The following is a 19,082-nucleotide window of genomic DNA, read 5'->3' on the forward strand; positions in this document are numbered from 1 at the left end:
CATACATGAGGGCTTTGATTCGGCTGCCCGCGCCAACATTTGTAGCGGGACCTTCAAGGTGCGGCCGCGGTTTCGAAGAGATGCTGATCTCAAACTGTCTGCGCATCGTCGGTCTCTCTCTAACCTGCTCCTAGTTTTTGGACGAGGTCGAAGCGCAGACCGGACCAGCCGGAGCCGTGGCCCTGCCCGGATCTTCGTGCCAGCCAAACGAAGATCGTTCCGTCCGAGGATCGCGTGTAACGGAAGTAGCGATCAACCTGTGTGCCTGATCGTGGGACGGCACGATCAGTGACGAAGAACGGATGTTGCGGCTCGAGGATCGCTCCGCGCGCCTGTAGCTTCATGAAGCCATCTTTTGTGGGAACTTCCATCGTTCCGCGTCGCAGGTAGAGTTCGTTCGCGGGAGACAGAACGGGCACCATGGGAATCCAGTTGTCGGGTGGCGGCGTCTCCAGCGTGTACGTGATGGCCGGGCCTCCCGCAACGATAGGTAGTGGCGTGGGTGGGGGATTGTCTTTGAGGCGTTGTTGGTAGAGCGCATAGGCGTCTGTGGCCGAGTCCAACTCTGACGGAAGCCGATGCTCGATGGCCCACGCCATTGCGGCCATGTCGTCGCGGAGAAAGAGAACCTCCTCCAGCGGGTCGGCGTCGTCCGTAACGCCGAGGGTCGGGGCCATGAGGATGAAGTCGGAGCGAGTGTTTTCGCCGGAGACTTTGAACATCGACCAGGGGGATTCGTTGGCATTGACCTGAGTCTGCTCGGAGGGTCGGATGAGGGTACGGACGCCGAAGGTATCGGTGATTACGAGGTTGGTGATGCGACTCAGTGTGCCGCGGGGCGTGGGATCCGAGCCGGAGATTCCTACTTGGATGGGGATTGGCACCCAGAACCAGTCGTTGCCGTAGACAAGTGCGAACTCCATGACCAAGAGCTTGGCGAGATCAACGTGTTCGACGTCGAGTTGTCCGAAGTCCGTGACGGCATCTTCGAAGTTCCACCAGCGCGAGTCAGGCATGCCACGAAAGACGACTTGATTGGGGAGGAAGTCGAACGTGGTAGTTGAGACTTGTGCAGGAGGTGTCTGGGTAGCGGACGGTGCTTGCGTTGCGGTAGGAACTGTCTCGTTCAGAGAGAAGGAGTACCAGTCGAGATGTCCGCCGGGGAACTCGGGCGCTTCAAGAGTAATGGTTTCTTCAGAGGCAGGTGAGCCAAGAGCGAACTCGTAATCCAGGTTCTGAGACTGCCATGGGTTATCGGTGGTGGGCTCACTGAAGAGCGAGCCGCGGAAGGCGAGGAAGGACGTGATGACGGCAGGCATTCCTGGATCGGAGGCTGCGGCGGGTAGAGGGATGGTCGGAGTTTGCCCTGCAGCGACTGCGCGAGCAGAGGCGTATAGCGCTTCTCCGTCTGTGACGCGGCCCGCAACGATGGAGCGGAAGCGCAGTGCATCAGGTGGTGCGTACGTGGGATCGGGCGAAGCGACTGCTATCGGAAAGGTGGCGCGGAAAGCCGCGATAACCGTCTCCGGTGTGGCGACGGAGGATTGGCGAATAAGATTTTCGAAGTAGAGACCTTGTTGTGCGGATCCACGCATCTCAAGGGTGACGGGTTCGCGTTCGACGTGGACTTCGATTGGAAGAGTGGGGTCGATTGGGACCGTTGATGCGGGATTAAAGCCGGGACGGTAGGTAGTGATGGTGCGCATCTCGGCAGCAATAGTAGCGTGAATGGGTGAGCCTGCATCGTCGCCAAGAAATTCTCCGACCTGCCATTGGCGGGCGAGCAACCAAAGGGGATCGCGGACCTGAGCTTGCAGGCTACGCTCCATGGAGGCGTCTCGAGGCTGAGGCTCGATCCGAGTCCACGTGGTGAGCGACGGTGTGAACTTTACCTTATCAACGAAGGATTGAAGTGACATGTAGGCTCGTTTCATCGAAGCGAGTGAAGTTGGTGGAGACTGTAGCGCCTTGGAGGTTGAGGGCGAAGTAAAGAGCGGGAAGGATCTGGCCTACGCGGAGAACGCTGTCGAGATCGACCGTGCGAATCCTGGCTAATTCAAGGGCTTCCTGAATGGTGCCAGCGACGAGATCGTCGTCCCAGGTGGCGCGGTCGTCGGGGCACACCGCGAGCAGCAGAGTTTGAGGAGCACGGGCTTTGGGCCGTTCATAGTGGAACGCTACTGCGGCACGCTCGTCGGTGCTGGGGATGCGCTCAGGCCACTCATCAAGGAGAAGGCCTGCGTACGGAGTTTGTGTTGTTGGATCGCCTTGTGTGATGCAGGCGAAAGCGACGCGCCCCTTGTTCGGCGGATTGCTGGGATCGATAGGAAGACCTAGCCAGTGATCGCCGGCCTGCAACGGGAGTTGGCCCAAAAGAAGCTGAGGAGTAGATGTGTTGCCGCTAAGAATTTGCGCGAGTGAGAGAACGGTATCGAGCTTGGAGATGGCCGGACGAATGTGAGTAAGTTGGTTGAGCCAGCGTGATGGAGCAACTGGATCCGACGCAACGAGAGAGGCGGATTGTGTGAACGCACCCTGCAGACTCGCGGCGTCGGGTGGAGTGAATCGCGGAAGGATGGTGAAGTTTGCGCCGAAGACGGAACTGAAGACAGTGAGAATATCGGCCTGTGAGGCCGTGGGAATGTTGACGGACGAGGCTTGAGTGGAGCGGGGCTGCAGAGTCTTTAGGACTGCGGCCGCCTGGTCGGGAAGGGCCGAGTCTACGATCGAGGATGGAACGGAACTTGGCACGCCAAAGAAGCTACAGGCTTGGAGTGCTGTACGAATAACGGATGCGGAGCCTCCACCAATAGCTGTTATTAGTGCGGCTACGGCGTTGCTGAGCTGCAAAGCCGCGGCAGAGGCTCGTGTTTGCAGATTTGTCAGGTCGACAGCACCGCCTAGGTCTTCGGCTTTTTTCTCCGGGACAGTGAGATCTTGCGGAGTGAGTGCGCGGGAGGAGCCAATGAGAGACTGGAGCGAAGCGACGAGGAAGAAGAAGTCGGGGAAGGCGATGCTGGTGGGTGCGGTGTAGTCAATTTGTTGTTTGCTGGCACCAGCGGGCAGCGCGAATTGGAGGATGCGCGATTCGAGTTCGGATTGTTGCGGGACTTCAGCGCTGTTGGCCATCGAAAGACAGTCGAGTGGACCTATGTTGAGGTCGGACAGGTGAACTGTGGAAGTGTGGGTGACGCCAGCGAGTTCGTATTTAACAGTGCATGCGACCTGAGTCGGATTCGGAAGGATCTGACTCAGCCAGGAATCGAGTGCAGGTTCTGCGAGGGCTCTCGGATGCTTGGTAATGGCGTTCCACGAAGCGGCGTAGGTAGGCGTGCCCGCAAAGAGAAGATTCACGCGATGAGTGAGGTCGAGCCCTCCACGGGGAGTGGTGAGGATATCGGGATCAGGCGGCCGATCACCTTTGGAGATAGCGTCCATAAGGCCGCCAGCGCGACCGTAGTTTCCGCGAACGATCTGGAAGACTGCTTCGGCAATGGATATGTCGCCCAGTGCGTCGGAGTAGTCGTCGATAGTCTTGAGCAGCGTGAGAACTGAGGTTTGGTCGGGGCCTGCGGACGGAAGGCCCGTGCCCCAATTTCCACCAGCAGCAAATGTTCCTTTCTCAAAGGCGGCGGCGAGAGCGACACCATCGACGACGTTGGAGGCGGCAACAGATTCGCTGGGATTACTCGACGGTGTGAGTTGGTTGGCGACGACAGGGAAGAGATCGCGGAAGGGCTGAGTGTACTTGTCGAGATTGAGATCGTGAAGGCCGTTCTCGAAGAGGTAGCCGAGGAGTGCGCTGAGATTCTGACCTTGACGAACACCATCCAAAAGGTAGAGAGCTTTGCGAACGCGGTCGGAGGAGATGTCCAGCGAGAGGAGGCCTTCGTCGGCAGTGCCCTTGTGAGTCATGTAGCCGTTGCGAAGGATTGCGGCTGTGCGCGCCTGTTCGAACGAGGGCGCAAAGATGAACCCGCCATTGTCGACTGAGGGCTGTACGGGTGTTGGCAGAACTGACGTCGCGTTAATGCGTTGGGAGCGAAGGCGATCTGTGGTTTGAACGCTGGCTAGTTCGGGCCCCTGAATAGGAACGCCGACCGCTGAAGCGTGAACTTGCTCGACCCAGCCGAATGCTCCAAGGTGGATGTCGTTAATTTGATTATGACGAGTACGAGCTAGCAACGCGTTTGCGACTGCCGAAGCCCACACGTCGAGGCGATGACTGCAGGAGTCGAGGAACTCAGTGAGGAGTCTATCGAGTTCTGCGGTTGGAAGCTTTGCGAGTCGGTCGAGACTATTTCGCAAATCAGTGAGACGAGCGTATGGAGATTCAGGCGTGGGATCGGCAGTAACCAGATATTGCGCCCACGTGAGCGCAGGGTTGGGCTCGGAGGGGCGGGCAAGAATCTCCCACGGGCTGACAGGTGGTTGAGGTGCTGGCTGCGCTGGAGGGATGCCTGCGATCTCAATCTCGCGAAGCTGCGATGCGACAACGCGACCGGTTAGAAGCTCTGTGTTGGTCGCGAGCGTAACGTAGTCGAGAAGTACGGATTGGCGCAAAATCTTATAGAGAAGAGAGGTGGGTTTGGGGCCGGGATAGTTCTCCGCGCGGATGTCATCGATGGTAGCTTGCCGGAGCCACTCGATGTAGTTGGCTTTTACACCGCCACCAAGATCAGCATCGTTCGCAAGAGGAACTGTCTCTGACAGTGGTGGTGTTTGTACGGTGGGAAATGGGATGGGAAAGTTAGTGGGGGCCATGCCGAGGTGAATAAGGCGTGGATCCCATGTGTTGTATTGGAAATAGTCCAGTGCCTGGCGTCCCGCAACAAGGTGTGAGGTCCACCACGATTGCTGGCTGTTGGATGGAGTGCGAAGAAAATTAAGATAGTTCCAGAGGAAATCATCTCCCAGGACATTGCGACCGCGGAAGGCCATGGAACTGGCATCCATGCCGAGGACACTAGTGAGCTGTTGATCTGGATCGCCGCTGTTTTGCATGTGTGGAGCGGTCGCGGAGCTTTGCAGCCAGACCGGCCAGAGGCGTTGGATGAAGTCGACGAGAGGCGCTTCAATGGAGGGGGCAGCGGTGCGAGTTTGGGTTGGCTTGTACCGTTTGAGCGAGGTGACAGGGAGCACACCGTAGGGAGTTTGGCCGGTCCGAAACGCGGGGATCGCCCCACGTGGAGATGTATTGGCGAGAACATACTGACGCGCATCTTCGATCTGATCGACGCTGAAGACGCTAGACATCATCTGTGAGAGAAAGTAGCCCAGGGTGGATGGCCACAGCGCAGTGACAGAGTCTGCGGAGCTCTGCTGATCGATACCGTCTGCGTACTGAACGTGAGCGAGGGTCTTTGGATCGAGGCCGAGCAGTGAGGCAAAGATGTTGCCGTCGGAGTTTGAGGCTGCGTCGAGTGCGTTTTGCCGCTCGACCGCAAAACTAATGTCAAAGGTCGGGTCCTTGCGGGAGAATGCAGAGCTCGCATCAGTGGTGTTGTTCGTCGGCGAGCCTTGAGGAACCAGCGCGAAGCCGTCAGTGTAGTGATGGGCATCGATCAGATCGGCGAACTCGACGGCATTGCCCTTACTGCGCAATCCATAGACAAAAACTTGCTCGAAGCCGGTGCTACGTTGCTCGGGTGTAAGCGGGATCTTCAGGGCCATGCCGGCGGCCACCGCTAGATTGAAGTCGACGAGCCACTGAAGGTTTGCGTCGACGGGCGAGCCAGGAGGGAAGGAACCGGCTCCTGGCGTTAGACCCACTGCAAGATCGGGAGTAACTGGACCACTGCGGAAGGTGGAGTTAGTGGTTTCGGAGACTAGAACTACAGTCCATGCGTCGGGGAGAACGGCGGCGAAAGCAGTCTTCTGCCATGAACTGTCGCGAGTGGGTGGCGTCGGAAAGACCGGCGCGGGAGTTGGTGTAGAGCCGGCGGGCGTGCTCGCAGTTGGCTGTAATGACAGATTAGTAGGCGTCATCTGCAAAGCGATCCAGGCCGCTCGGGGTGCGCCATAGAGAGAGGCAAGGCCACGCCAAGGAGCTTGAACTGCATCGAGGCTGGGCGATGGTAGACCAGCGCCCCACACTGTGTTCCAGTAGCTTTGGCCGTCAGCTATCTCTTGTGTGGTGAGCTCGGGCTCGTGCGAGTTGATGGCGATTTGATCTGGGTAGATGCGGACCCAGAGCTCGTTAGCGTCGCTGCTGTGCATGAAGCGCGTCTCGATGTTGACGGGCAACATCAGCAAGGGTGTCTGTGCGTCGAGCCCCTGAGGCAAACCTATGTTGCTGACATCTGTGACGTCAGTGATTGCGCTCTGCGGCGATTTGAAGGTTGTATTCATTGTGTTGGCAACATAAGGTCCGCGTGAATGAGAACTCTAAAGGGAAGGCGCAGGAGAATGTATGCGGTCTGCGCGCTGTTGACGCCCCACTTGTTATTGGGGTCGTTGGGATTATTCGCATCGGCGGCGATCGCGGTGCGAGCTGGAGAGATGGATGGTGAAAGGATGTCCGGGACAGCATTATTAGAGACGACGAAGTTGAATACCTGGGAGGAGAGACGCCATGGATTCTTTTTGATGATCATGGCGCGAGTGCTCAATCCAAGGTCAGGAAGCTGGTAGATGCCGCCCCCCGCGGGTGCCGGACCGAAGTTCGTCCAGGCGAGATCTGCCCAAAGTGTGGTGGGGTTAGTGGCTTCAGTAGGCTCAAGGCCGAAACGAGGCTCCGACGGTTGTTGCTGAAAGACGAAGAAGTAGCCGTACGGCGCGTCTGTAGTCCCACCGCGTGCGTCTTCCTTGCTGAGGTTGAAGCCCAGGAAGGTGATGTCGTCAGAGAGTTCTCCACGGAAGATGTGGTACTTGTAGGCGCTATCGTCAGATTCGTCTATGTCGAGTGTGTTGCCAGTGCGGATGGCTTTGGCAGCAAAGACGACTGCATTGGGATAACGTTTGAAGATCTCGCCACGAACCAGCAGCACGACGTTGTCGAGCGGGACGTCAGTACGGTTGGGATGATCTCCCAGTGGGACGGTGAGCGGCCAGGTATTAATGGGCGGAATGTCTTTGAGGAGTTCGCTCAGCGCGGTGGGGTCAGTTGGGTCGCCGGGTTCCGGAACGTAAGAGCTCACGTCCCAGAACTGTCGGAAGTAGCTGCCGCGTTGATCTGTGGGGTAATCGTTCCAGAGTAGTTGGCGAGCCATCTCGTGATTAAGGCCAACCATGTATGCCTCGATGAAAGCATGATTCGAGATGACGAGCCCAACTGAATTTTGAGGAACGAGGTCGACGCCGGGAAGAACGTACTGCTGATCAAGGTCGCGGAGAGGAGCATACATGGGTTGCGTGAACGACGGAGCAGCCATGATAGGAGCTATCGGATCAAGAGGCTTCCAGGGAACTAGCGTCGAGAGATTGATAAGAGAGTTGATTCTTTGCGGTACGGTGATAGCCGGATTAAGACGAAGCATCAGAGTGGTCTTGAGTGAGACGAGATCGAGCGGAGGGGCTTGCGGAGCGTCGATGGGGAGAGCCTGCACGTAGGTGAATAGGTCAGAGGTGACAGAGCGGAATTGAGCGGCGGCCGCAGTGTCTGCCGTGCCCGTGGATGTAATGGGCGGCGCAACTCCGGCTGCGACGACTTGAAAGGATGTGTTCTGTGGAATGGAGACGATCATCTGCGGAGTGAAGCCGGAGACGTGAAGCTCGTTCGAGAGCGCTACGTTTGCAATGGCCGCCTTCGCTTTATTCCACAATGCGACGGCTGCTACTGCGCCAGCGGCAGCGACCGCTACTGCTGCAGCAAGTCCGATCGTGAAGCCGGCAATGATGGCCAGCACAATGGCGGCAATGATGATCAAGATGAGCCAAAGCTTCCAGTTCTTTGCAAGAGACTGATCGGAAGTAGAAGCGATCTGGTCAGAGATTTGATCGATGGAAACCATCCCGTCGGGCGGCTTGGGTGCTGGAACGATGGTTAGCTCGCCGGAGTTTACTCGAGACAGAATGGATGGTTTTGCAGCGATGCTTGGTGTGGCGCTGGAAGATACTGCAGGTGTAAGTCTTCTGACAGGTCGTGTGACTCGACGGAAGACGGGAGAGAGCATACGCTCGGGAACGCGACTAGCTCGAATTGTGGCGCGGATAGTGATGGGACTTGCCATGAGACGAGAGTGCAGTGGCGCAGTTAACAAGAGCGCAGTGTCGGGCTGCATAATCTGAAAATGTTGGGCGTATATCTGCTGCAGAGCAGCGCGTGCGAGTTGTGCCTGGCGAAGTTTTTGGTTTGCAGCAAGTACGCCGTCGACTTGTTGCCAGGCAGACGCCAGCACTTGCGTGAGCTCTTTTTGGATGACCTGTGTGCCCATACCACCGGCGGCACGGTTGCGCGGGTCGAGATTGAGATCATTGACCCATCCCGCCGCAGTGCGATCAACACTCTGCACCGCCGCATGCCACCGGCCGTAGATTGGTGGGGCGATGACTGGATCGTCAGGAATAGGATTGGCCGGATCATCGACGAGGGCAGAGGGCTGATTGATGAACGTTTGTACAGATGTCTGAAAAGCCGTCTTGTCGGGGTCTTTCCAATCGGTCGATGTAGTGCTGACACTGCGCAGAGCACCCTCAAGTCCAAGCGGCGGGCCAGCTGAAGGGATTCCTTCCTCCGCATGCGCCACGTCCATCAGACGGCTTCCCACACCATCTGTCAGCACAGTTGGTGTCAGAGCGCGCACCAGCGATTCGAAGTCTCCAGCATCGCTGGTGTGGAATTGAAACTGATAGTAGTAAGGGAGCGTGAGCGGAACCGCAGTCTGGTTGGGGCCTTTGGCGATAGTCCATGCGGGATCGGAGTGTGTAACGGTGGAGATATCCTGGCCGAGTCCAGCTTGACGACCTATCTCGAATGCGGGAACGAGAAAGGCGGTGTAACCTGTCTCGGGATCGAGCCGACGTGGGCACAGGAGACGTGAGATAACCGTGCCAGGCGCGGAGGACATGGCATCGGCGATGGGAGTGTCGCCGCTAATCTGCGCGTGAGCCCAGTTCCATGAGTCGGTAAGCTCATTGAGTGGCGTGAGGGTGGTGATCTGAATGGCGGGCAGCGGATTCGGTGGAGTCGTAACGAAGGTGAACTCGTCAGACTTGAGTGCGATGAGAGCAACCCAGGGGCGAAGACGATCACCAACAGGAGTCGCCGGAGTAAAGAGCCAGGGCAGGTCGGACGAGTCAAACTCGATGCCGCAGAGATAGTTCGGTTCGTAGTTGGTGGTGAAGTTTCGTGGCTCGGTGCGGATGATGTGACGCGGGTCAATGCCGATCACATCGCCAGGGCCGAATATCTCAACGGTCTTCGGGTCAGCGTTGGTAATAGTGGTGGTTGTACCTTGAAGCGAAGAGATAGCAAGCTGAACGCTGAGGCTGGCGCGAGACGGCAGTTCACCTTGATCGGGCTGGTTGATGCTGGTCGCGACACCGCGTCGCGTCCATGCGAGGAAGTGGTAGCGGGCGAGGGCAGTATTGCTCATACGGCCACCTCATGGAGCGGAACGATCTGCAGGTTGCCGGAGTCTTCAGGGTGAAGAGCCAGGTGAGTTGCCAGGGTCGCACGTGCGGCAAAGTAGGAGGTGCCAGACGCATTCGCTATGTCGGCGCGAATCACCATATCATCCACACCCGTAATGACGAAGACAGGATCGGTAGTGGTAATTGGTGTTGGCGCAGAGGGTTGTTTGTACTTCGCGAAACCCGTATGCTTCACGGCTGACATGTAACCGGAGCCCTGCTGCACAAGAGATGCGTGGACGTCAGCGCTCATAGAATAAAAGCGCTTGAATGTGGAGAAGGTGGTTGGGTCGATCTGTATCTCTTCGTAGACGATTGTGCGGGGCGAATCTGCACCAGTGAGAATTGGTGAAGAGCCAATGTTTACGCCCGCATCGTAGTACTCGAAGCTAGGGAGGCTGAGCTTATCGGCGTCGCTGAGTGTCTGGAACTGGCCGGTGGCGAAGTAGTCCTTATATGGAGTGTATGGAGTGGGCGGGTCTACCTGAGCGTTGATTTGAACATCGCTGATGGAGAAGAAAGTACCATCCGAGGGAGTCGCGTTGCCGTATTTTGTAATGGCGATATCGAGAGGAACAACATTCTCTTTGACGCTTAGGATACCCAGAGGATGGACTCGGAGCGTGGTGTCGTCGGGCTTTGGCGTAGAGAGAGAGACGGCCTGCACGGTGTTGTCCGGAAGAATCGCGCTCCAATTGCTCAGAGCGTCGAAGGCGGCGAGGAGGTCTGGGAGAACAGGTTTCGACGGGAGTGTAACTGGTGTGGAGTCACCCCACGAAAGGTCGACCGATGCGCTGACGCTGAAGAAGAGGATGTCGATACTGGCGTCGCCGTGGAGGTGCCACGGACGCGGACCAGAAAAAAGTCCATCGACGTTGAGGCCTAAGAGAGAGTGCCCATCGTAGGAGACGTCGAAGCCCGCGGAGAAGTCGAACTCGAAGGAGAAAGGAGAGTAGATGATGAGAACGTCGTAGCCGAGGTAGCCATGAATGGCGAAGCCGCCTGCCGAAGCATAGGCTTCGACGTTAGCGCCGAACTGGAGAGAGTTCGAAGTGATAGCAAAGTAGCTGTTGGCGCTGATGCGTGGGTTATCTCCATCACCGATGCTGACAGACATCCTGACCAGTTTAGGTATGTCGAGTCCGGCGGTATTGAAGTGCGGGTTGAAACCGCCGAGAGAGAAGATAAAGATCGGGTTGTCTCCCCAGCAGAGGCGGAAGAAGAGGTCGCCTGCAAGAGAGAAGATGAGGACGCGCGAGTCATATAAGGAACCGGCAAGCTCGAACGTCTTGGTGCCGAAGTCAAGAGTCCCGAGTACATCGATGTGAAGTTCGATGAGCGGGGCATCTTCCGTGGGAAGACCTGCGTCAATCAGGCCAAGAATCGCAATGCGGATCGGATCTGGAACTTCCAGAATTATTCCGATAGCCAGCGTGATAAGCGTTGGTGTTCCCCACCCAAGCTCAAACATTGGACCAAAAACATAGCGTCCGGGAGCAACTGGAAAAAACGATCGAATGTTGCTGATGATCTGCGGTGCATTGGCCACCGGGTCAGGCGGGAACAGAATCGTATCAAGTGTATGAGCACGGAAACCTGCGTGCAACGCGTCGATCGACATTGTGCGATTCACACCGCCCAGACCGCCGACTCCGTTCAACGTAAAACCGAACCCGAGTTGGATTGGGGGAAAATCGAAGGTGATGATGAGCAGAAACGCGAAGCCCGTCGATCCGTCGGGCATGATCGTGTCGATAACCCCAATCACCTTCACCTGAACCATGTCGAGAATCGAGACGTCGAGTACCCCGGCATACTCTCCCTTGGCCGGATCCAGCGATATGTAACCTCCACCGGCCGCTACTCCTGCATCGATCTCCAAACCCAGGCCGTTCGGCGGCTTGAAGCTGATAGCGAGATTTGCAGCACCGAGATTCCCGCCATGGTCGGGAAATGAGAGCAACCCGTTCACGCCAATACGATCAACAGAGGCCTGTATCGGCCCCAGAATCAAACCCAACGCCACAGATACTTCGAGGGGGATGCCGGCATCACTGACTCCGGCAATCAGGTAAAGCGTCTGCACAGTAACAGGACCAAGGCTCACATGCAGCGGGAGATCGATTTCGAGTTGCGCACCTCCCGTGATGTGAAGGCCGACGCCGGGCCCCCATGTTGCTGCCACGTCAAACGCAGCCTCGACGTTCACTCCCGAAAGCACCGTCGCGATAAACCCATCGGAATCCGACGTGTCGATGACAACTTTGCCTCCAGTGATCGCCGCCTGCACCTGCGGTTCAGCGATAGCTTGCCCAACACTGGAGTTCCAATTGATGGTGAGTCCCGCGCCCACCGAGAACGAATCGGTTTGTATTCTGCTCCCACCCGTTTGCCCGATAACAATGATTGGATGCGAAGAATCTGCACCTTTAGCCACCAGGTCAATCTGCAGCAAGCCATCTAACGTGCCTGTAGGAGGCAGCAGCGAAACGTTCGCGGGTGGAGTGATCGTTGCAGCCAGCCCAGCATCGATCGCCGCTTGTGCCTGCACCCGCACCGACCAAATCTCGCTCAGCGGCAACGTAAGGTCGAGCCCGGAAGAGATCGGATACTGCACTGACGCCAATAAGCCCGGCGGATTCGTCGTCGGATTTGCCTGAACCGTGAGAAGCGAGCAGCTAAGAATGGCGGTAGGCCCGGTACCGATGATCTCCGATACAAATCCGAGAAGGTCGAGAGTTGCACTCAACCGTGGCAGAAGCTGCTGACCATCAAAGGTCGGACTACCCCATCCATAGAGTGTGTTGAGCAGATCTGCTGGTGAGGTAAATAGCTTTCCTAGGTTGCCGAGTTGAAGATGTTCCGCAACGAACGCAGGATGCGTAACATCGCCCGCGACGCCCGGATTGGGCAGATAATCCAACACGCCCAGAGCGTTGAAAACCCCCACAGCTCCCGCCGCCACCGTTCGTAGATATGAGATCAGAAGATAGCTGAGAAGATTCTTAGCGAGATTCGTGGCAAAGGTCCCCACCTCGGCGGGATTCATGCCCGGCAAGCTGCTCGCGAGGGTGTTTAGTTCCGTGCCAATCTGCTCCAACGCAGAGATGGTCTTTCCCACTTGCTGAATCAGCTGCAGCCCGTCTTGCAGAATGCCCGACTCGTTGTCCCCTTCGATGTCAGTCGCGAGTTGCGTCAACAACGGCGGAAGCCCACCCGCTGCGGTAGCGCCTGCACCGACAGCTGTCATGAAGCCGCCTGATCCGGTAAGTGCAGGAGGAAACTGCAAACCGAGCTGCGAGAGAAAAGGGATAATATTTTCGGCTGTAAGCTGGTTCTCCAGCGGCTGCAGGGCTATGCCCACCTGCTGCGCGAGTACCTCCAGCGTTCCAGCTTTTCCTGCCATGCCTATTCCCCATTCCTAAGTCGTAACGTGGCTAACATCTGCGGATAAGTAAGGCCAGCGAAACTCTTCATCCATTCTGCAAACCGTGGAAGATCGGCCGCCAGCGCAGGGCTCGCGTAGCGTGCGAATACTCGCCTCATCCGCTCCAGACAATCAGCGAACGGTCTGCCGTTGATGCTCTCTGGCATCGGCTCGTCATGACGCTGCAACATGCGCAACATCGCATTCAGAATTTCAGGACCGCCATTGCGATGCCACGCAGTCGCCACGCGGCGGTTGGAGTTGACCAGCCGTTGTGTCTCCGCAATGTGCGTCTTCACGAGCTCCGCATACTCTGATCCCTCAACCGTCGCCGAGATATCTTTCTCGGCCTGCACCAGCCGCTTCTCGAGAAACGGCTGAGGAGAAGGAACTTGCTTTTGTTCGCCTGCCACCATCGCCATCGCTGGGCTCGGAACTGTACGGACATCGCCGGGGGCGTGTCCTGCTTCGGGAGCCGGTGCCGGGTTCAATTGAAGGTATGCGAAGGCGTCGTTAATCGCGTCAATTGGAGTGGCGTATCCATCGAGATCCACTCCGCCGAACACAATTCCGACAATCGCGCGTGCGTTATCCAAAACCGCCGCTCCGGAGTCTCCAGGTAAAACAAAGGGCCCATTATTGGGCGCCAGCGAGGCAATCTGAATTGCATTCGTATAGTGGCGATCAAAGGTAGTGCTTTCAATATCACCGCTCACATTAAGGAAGTCGACCCTCCCTGTAGTCGATACGGGAAGTGTGCGGCCCCGTTTGATTACGTTCAAAGAGATGTCAGCCGGAGTAAGAGTGCGGACTCCGGTAACCAGGCCGAGATCCTGGATCTCCGGAACCCACTTTTGTCCGGCGTCCAATTGAACCACGGCAACGTCGAGGTCGGTTCGGGAATCGATCACCCGTCCTATCCGATGACTGCAGCAGTGAGAACACGTCGAGCCGAAGCTATTATCCGGCTGCCCTACCTGTGAGTCGCTCTTGACAATGCACGACACCGTCTGCGTCTGAGTGAAGTTCACGGTACTGGCAGTTGACGATACGGTAATCGGGGCCAGCACACCGGTAAGGTCATTAAACGCCTTGGCAATCGCAGTCGCGACGGAGCTCAGCGTGTCCCCCTTTGCGGGGTGAACAAACGCGCCGCAGGTAGGGTGCCCACCTCCCGCACTCGCAGACGTATAGATGCCATAGTTATCACCGTCGACGCTACCCGTCAGGGTGAGCGCTGACCCCGCTACCCTTGCTGTCAGAGCAGAGTCCGGGTCAACCCTGAGCGGTCCGTACGTATTGCAACTCATGGTCATTCCTGCAGGCAAAACAGCGGCCACCACAGCGCCGCTAGAGGCCGCACTGACGCCCGTAATACCTGCAGTCGTTATGGCGGCCGCCACGCTGGTCGCAATCCCGATAGGCATGTCACCCGCAACGGTTGCGTAGAAAGCATCCTGGATGATCGTAAGACTTCCCGACTGCGTATCGAACTCAACTTTCACCACGCAGTTCAGTGGAATAGGGGCCGCACTGTTGGTGCTGAACGTGATCTGATTCGTGTTCACCGTCGCTACCAGATTCGTGGTCAGGTCGTGGGACTCGGCAACCACATGTTGGCAGGTGATAGCGACGACAGTACCTTGCGGATCTGAGACCGTGTCGGCCGTCGTTGCCAGAAAGCCGATCGTTCCGAATCCTGCGTGAGCGCTGCCAGGCTGAATCTGAATTCCGCCGCGAATGTGATCGTCGAAGTACTTCTTATCGTCGATGGCAGTGATGTCGCAATGCGTGATGGCGCAGGTCGAGCCGGCTACAGGCATAAGCGTGACTTGCGCCCCTGAAGCGGTCGCTGAAACACCAGTCGCTCCTTTTGAAACTTCGGTGGCAAGAGCCGCCGCAATGGTGGCTTGATTATCCTGGGCATTTGTCCGTTTGAAGGCAACATATGGGACAGGCGCAGACGCGCCGCTCGTCACGGAGTAGTCCAGCACAATCACAATGCCGGCCCCAGGTGGGTTCTTTCCAGAAAAGGTAATGCTAAGCTGGTTGGCGCTCACGGCAAACTGAAGGTTGGCCGGATTCGCAGCCATCATCAAACGCGGTTTTGCTCGTTCTACAACATCGGTTTTAATCCCGTTGATCTGCGAAGGAACAACCTCGTGCGGCGCCAACTCGCTCAGTGGCTTCTTCTTGCTAACGAAGACCGCGATGGCCAACTCATCTGTGAACGCCCCATTCACAGATTTCTTGCCGATCCCGACAGCGTGTACGCCCGGAATCGCGCGCAGGCTTCCCTCCGCATCTTCCTTGGTCTTAACGAGTTGTGTACGGTCAGGCATGACTCCTACGCTGTCTCCTTGCGAGAAGAACGATCGTCAACTGCCGTAGATCGAAGGCAGGCCCGGGACAATCCTAAAAAGTCGCCGAATCGGCGAGGGATATCGACATCACTGGGAAGCGCCTGAGGTTTTGAATCACAACATACCCAAGGAGTTCTCTGTGCTTTCCGCATGGCTGCGAATCAGAGAGGGGCCCACGTGCTGAGTTCCCGCGTACTGCTACCTGGAACGGTTCTCGCAGCGTACCCGCTGGCCAATTTGGTGTCAAGCTCATCCAGCCTGAATTTTGTCTTCGCCGTTAAAAGTGAGTCGGAAGAAAGCCATACCTAAGGCCGTCGTTCCCGCGCGTTGTTACTCAGCAGAGGCGAACTGAGCTGAAGGCTCCACCTCAAAAGTCCAGATGGTGAGCAGCAAATATGCCGCTCGCCATCAGCTCATTCGTGTGGAAGATGAGTCGCGTAATCGTGCGCCGCATCTAAGTTGCAACAGGTTCGAGAGAGGACGATATGAAGAAGGGTTATTGGGTGGTTGCCTACCGGACGGTCGGTGACGAGGCTACGATGAACAACTATAGTGCGCTGGCTAGAGCGGCGCTTGGGCAGTTTGGTGCGCGTATTCTGGTGGCGCCGGGAAGCGCCGTCACGGCTCTTGAAGCTGGGTTGAAACAGATGACGGTCGTGGTGGAATTCGACAGCTACGAGATCGCTTTGGCTGCGTATCAGAGCGCGGATTACAAGAAAGCGCTTGATGCGCTTGGTTCGGGTGTAGAAAGAGACTTTCGGATCGTTGAGGGAGCCTAGGCGCAAACGCGCAATAGGAGCAAGCGATCTCGAGCAGGCGTGAATGTCCAAGCCTAATAATCAAGCTACATCGGAGCACCCCGCAAAAGCTGCGCCGCGAGATGTCGGCTCAATCTGGAATCCTGAAATCGTAGACCCTTCCCGCCGCGGCGCCTCCCGACCTGGCTCCTCCTGAGGAACCTCCTGCCATAGTTGCCTGCTGGCCTGTGCCCATGAAGAAGGCGTACTCTCCTGGCTTCATGGCTGCATCCAGCTTCACCTTGTAGGTCCTGATTCCTGCGTGCTCAGCGGTGAATGCGATCTCCTTGTCCCGCTTTACGCCTGATTTGCCGCCAGTGATACCGCCGAAGCTTCCTATCTGAAACTCCCTGCGATCACCCTTCTTCTCAAGGATGATCAGGGCGAAGTCGGACGCGCTGGCACCATCAGGAACGTAGAAGTAGAAGACCGGCTGACGGTCGTTGATGATGTTCTTCGATTGCGGGCCGTTCAGATAGGCGTCCCAGTGTTCGTTTCGCAGTCCGTAGGTGAACATGCTGCCTGCCTTGCCGCCGACCTTGGCCTGGCTGATCGCCTGCCCCTCAATAAGGACGAACGCATTGACGTTCTTCCAATAAACGCCAACCTCTGGTGGTGGGAGGCTGGGGTCGTTCGAGATGGGTGTGGCGGCGACTACAACCGGGGCTGCAGGAGGGGTCGGACTAATCATCACCTTGATGACGTCGTCCGAAACCTTGGCGGCCTTGAGTTCCTTGAGGCTGTCGACGCCGGTGTCGAACTGTAGCGTTCCTCCGGCTGCAGCGGCACGGATTTTAGCGATAATGACGTCGTCGGAGAGGCCAAGGCCCACCATATCGATGACGTCTTTATCGGTCATCCTTTTGCCGAGTTGTTGGCTCCACGTCGCTGAGGAAATTAGAAGAAAGAGAGCTGCAAGTAAAAAGGTGCGTCGTTTCATGGGACCTCCTGACAAAACTTCAGGTCGTTACCCCGGAGCCCCTTGTGTGTAAGTCTAGAAATTTAGCACAGTCGTAGCGAGTGAGAACTATCGAGCGATCAGCGACGAACTTCGCGAACCCTCGGAGGCTGTCGGAAAGTTCATCGGAACCGGATTCATGCATCGGCCTTAATTCGATCGAACCCCTTGAAACGAACCCGTCCCTCCTCGATCGTGGAAGGTCCCATTGAACGTATTTCCCTGAACCACACCGTCAACACGCGGCCCATCAACTCGCCCGCGAAACGTTAGAACGTCACGCGTCTTCGTATGCACCACGAGATGTTGGTTATCGATTGTGCCCTCTACTCCCCCCGACTGATTCGGTCCTTTGAAGTGTCCCGAGATCACGCTTCCTTTCTGCTGAAGCTCAAGAAACTTCGAAGAGGTTGATCCATTCGGATCTTTGCAGTACAAAGTCCAGTTGCCCGCGGCATTAGCTGGCTGTTGTTGCGCTGGCGGTTGCTGCGCGAACGCAAAGCTACCGGCGAAGATTACCAAAGCAAAACAAAACACGAAGACTCTCAACCCATATCTCTTCACTACATCCTCCAGGGCAACCTGATGCATAGCAAAATCTACCGCAATTCCGAACCTCTTTCATCTTTTAAAACGCCGAAGACAGTAGCAGGATAAAATCCTCGTCAAATCACAAGGCTGTAGCAGAACGGTTCATCGAAAGGACACTTGCGGCAATGCCGACCCCACCAACACGTAGTCCCTTCCGCCCAACCCTCACCCGCAGAACCCTCCTCCAAAATCTAGCCGTCACCGCAGCCGCTGCAGCCGCGCCGTTTCCCAAAGCCTTCGCCCAGGCACAGTACGGAGGCTCCAACGGCCAGGAGCGCGGCGAGATGGGGCGCATCGCCGGAGCCTTCCGTCAGCAGTTCTCCGTCCCCGCCACCTCAATCGCCATCTCTCGCAACGGCCAGTTCGCCTACGATCAATCCGTAGGCATGGCCGACCGCCAGCATCTCACGCAAGTCCAGCAGGACAGCCTCTTCCGCGTCGCTTCCCTTAGCAAACCCATCACCTCCGTCACCATCTTCACCCTCCTCGAACAGGGCAAGCTCAACCTTACCGACAAGGTCTTCGGCCCCTCCGCCATTCTCGGCATCAAGTACGGCAAGCCGCCCTACAAGCAATGGGTCGCCGACATCACCGTCGACCAACTCCTCACCCACACCTGCGGCGGTTGGCCCAACGACGCCAACGATCCCATGATGCACAACGACGGTTGGGACCACACCAAACTCATCACCGAAACAATTGCGAACCAGCCCCTCACTAACCAGCCCGGCACCCACTGGGCCTACTCCAACTTCGGCTACTGCATCCTCGGTCGCGTCATCGAACAGCTCTCCGGTCAGCCCTACGACGCCTACGTCAAAGCCAACATCCTCGCTCCTTGCGGCATCTCCACCATGCAGATCGCCGCCAACAAAGAGAGCCAGCGCGCCCCGAACGAGGTCGTCTACTACGGCCAATACTCCGAAGACCCCTACAAGCTCAACGTCACCCGCATGGACTCGCACGGCGGATGGATCGCCTCATCAACCGAACTCGTCCAGTTCCTCAACCACGTCGCCGGCGCGCCCAACATCCCAGCTCTCCTCAAGCCCGCGACCATCAAAATCATGACCACCCCAGCTCCAGCCTACCCACCCGGTGACGCACGCTACGCCCGCGGATGGATGGTGCGCGACAACGGTGCAGGGAACTGGTGGCATAGCGGCAGCCTCCCCGGAACCACTACCATCATGGTTCGCACCTCCACCGGCTTCTGCTGGGCGGCTCTCGCGAACACCCGCACACAGCCCTCCAACGAAATCGACACCGCCATCGATCAGATGATGTGGAACATGGTCGGTACCGTCCCGTCCTGGAACGCCTGACGAATCAGATCTCAACTCACGTAAGTTCGAGCAAGTTTTATCCACTGG

Annotated in this window: 9 protein-coding genes; 2 read left to right on the forward strand and 7 right to left on the reverse strand. The window is 57.2% G+C overall.

Annotated features, from left to right (window positions below; translation table 11 throughout):
* Window positions 1–119 precede the first annotated feature (119 nt).
* Genes RBB82_RS13630 through RBB82_RS13650 form a run of 5 tightly spaced genes read right to left on the reverse strand, consistent with a single transcriptional unit; the run spans window position 120 to window position 15,342 of the window.
* A complete protein-coding gene (locus tag RBB82_RS13630; RefSeq protein ID WP_433971136.1) occupies window positions 120–1,919 on the reverse strand; it encodes a hypothetical protein in 1,800 nt (599 codons plus the stop codon).
* The gene (locus RBB82_RS13635) at window positions 1,897–6,351 is read right to left on the reverse strand and encodes a hypothetical protein (RefSeq protein WP_433971138.1); all 4,455 of its coding nucleotides are present in this window, start codon (window positions 6,349–6,351) and stop codon (window positions 1,897–1,899) included. Before RBB82_RS13635 ends, RBB82_RS13630 begins: the two co-directional genes overlap by 23 nt.
* Window positions 6,348–9,536 (reverse strand): hypothetical protein, encoded by a 3,189-nt coding sequence (locus RBB82_RS13640; protein ID WP_433971139.1) that lies wholly within the window; start codon window positions 9,534–9,536, stop codon window positions 6,348–6,350. The genes RBB82_RS13635 and RBB82_RS13640 overlap by 4 nt, the downstream gene beginning before the upstream one ends.
* On the reverse strand, window positions 9,533–12,979 hold the full coding sequence (locus tag RBB82_RS13645; protein WP_433971140.1) for a DUF6603 domain-containing protein: 3,447 nt from the start codon (window positions 12,977–12,979) through the stop codon (window positions 9,533–9,535). The genes RBB82_RS13640 and RBB82_RS13645 overlap by 4 nt, the downstream gene beginning before the upstream one ends.
* A gap of 2 nt (window positions 12,980–12,981) precedes the next feature.
* Entirely contained in the window at window positions 12,982–15,342 is a 2,361-nt protein-coding gene (locus RBB82_RS13650) for a hypothetical protein (protein ID WP_433971142.1), read from the reverse strand.
* A 506-nt stretch (window positions 15,343–15,848) separates the two neighbouring features.
* Between RBB82_RS13650 and RBB82_RS13655 the strand changes: the two genes are divergently transcribed.
* Complete coding sequence (locus RBB82_RS13655) at window positions 15,849–16,142, forward strand: DUF1330 domain-containing protein (protein ID WP_433971144.1); 294 nt, start codon at window positions 15,849–15,851, stop codon at window positions 16,140–16,142.
* Window positions 16,143–16,251: 109 nt separating this feature from the next.
* Here the strand turns inward: RBB82_RS13655 and RBB82_RS13660 are convergent, their stop codons facing one another.
* Entirely contained in the window at window positions 16,252–17,100 is an 849-nt protein-coding gene (locus RBB82_RS13660; protein ID WP_433971146.1) for a hypothetical protein, read from the reverse strand.
* A 168-nt stretch (window positions 17,101–17,268) separates the two neighbouring features.
* Entirely contained in the window at window positions 17,269–17,709 is a 441-nt protein-coding gene (locus tag RBB82_RS13665) for a hypothetical protein (protein ID WP_433971148.1), read from the reverse strand.
* A gap of 125 nt (window positions 17,710–17,834) precedes the next feature.
* Here RBB82_RS13665 and RBB82_RS13670 point away from each other — a divergent pair, with 125 nt between their 5' ends.
* Window positions 17,835–19,034, forward strand: a complete 1,200-nt coding sequence (locus RBB82_RS13670) for a serine hydrolase domain-containing protein (protein WP_433971150.1) — start codon at window positions 17,835–17,837, stop codon at window positions 19,032–19,034.
* The last annotated feature ends 48 nt before the right edge of the window (window positions 19,035–19,082 follow it).

It is taken from the genome of Tunturiibacter lichenicola (assembly GCF_051013355.1).
Taxonomy (GTDB): domain Bacteria; phylum Acidobacteriota; class Terriglobia; order Terriglobales; family Acidobacteriaceae; genus Edaphobacter; species Edaphobacter lichenicola_F.

Coding starts and splice junctions, on each gene's coding strand:
- RBB82_RS13630 (WP_433971136.1), bottom strand. CDS start 1,919: ATGTCACTTCAATCCTTCGTTGATAAGGTAAAGTTCACACCGTCGCTC.
- RBB82_RS13645 (WP_433971140.1), bottom strand. CDS start 12,979: ATGGCAGGAAAAGCTGGAACGCTGGAGGTACTCGCGCAGCAGGTGGGC.
- RBB82_RS13635 (WP_433971138.1), bottom strand. CDS start 6,351: ATGAATACAACCTTCAAATCGCCGCAGAGCGCAATCACTGACGTCACA.
- RBB82_RS13665 (WP_433971148.1), bottom strand. CDS start 17,709: ATGCATCAGGTTGCCCTGGAGGATGTAGTGAAGAGATATGGGTTGAGA.
- RBB82_RS13660 (WP_433971146.1), bottom strand. CDS start 17,100: ATGAAACGACGCACCTTTTTACTTGCAGCTCTCTTTCTTCTAATTTCC.
- RBB82_RS13640 (WP_433971139.1), bottom strand. CDS start 9,536: ATGAGCAATACTGCCCTCGCCCGCTACCACTTCCTCGCATGGACGCGA.
- RBB82_RS13650 (WP_433971142.1), bottom strand. CDS start 15,342: ATGCCTGACCGTACACAACTCGTTAAGACCAAGGAAGATGCGGAGGGA.
- RBB82_RS13670 (WP_433971150.1), top strand. CDS start 17,835: ATGCCGACCCCACCAACACGTAGTCCCTTCCGCCCAACCCTCACCCGC.
- RBB82_RS13655 (WP_433971144.1), top strand. CDS start 15,849: ATGAAGAAGGGTTATTGGGTGGTTGCCTACCGGACGGTCGGTGACGAG.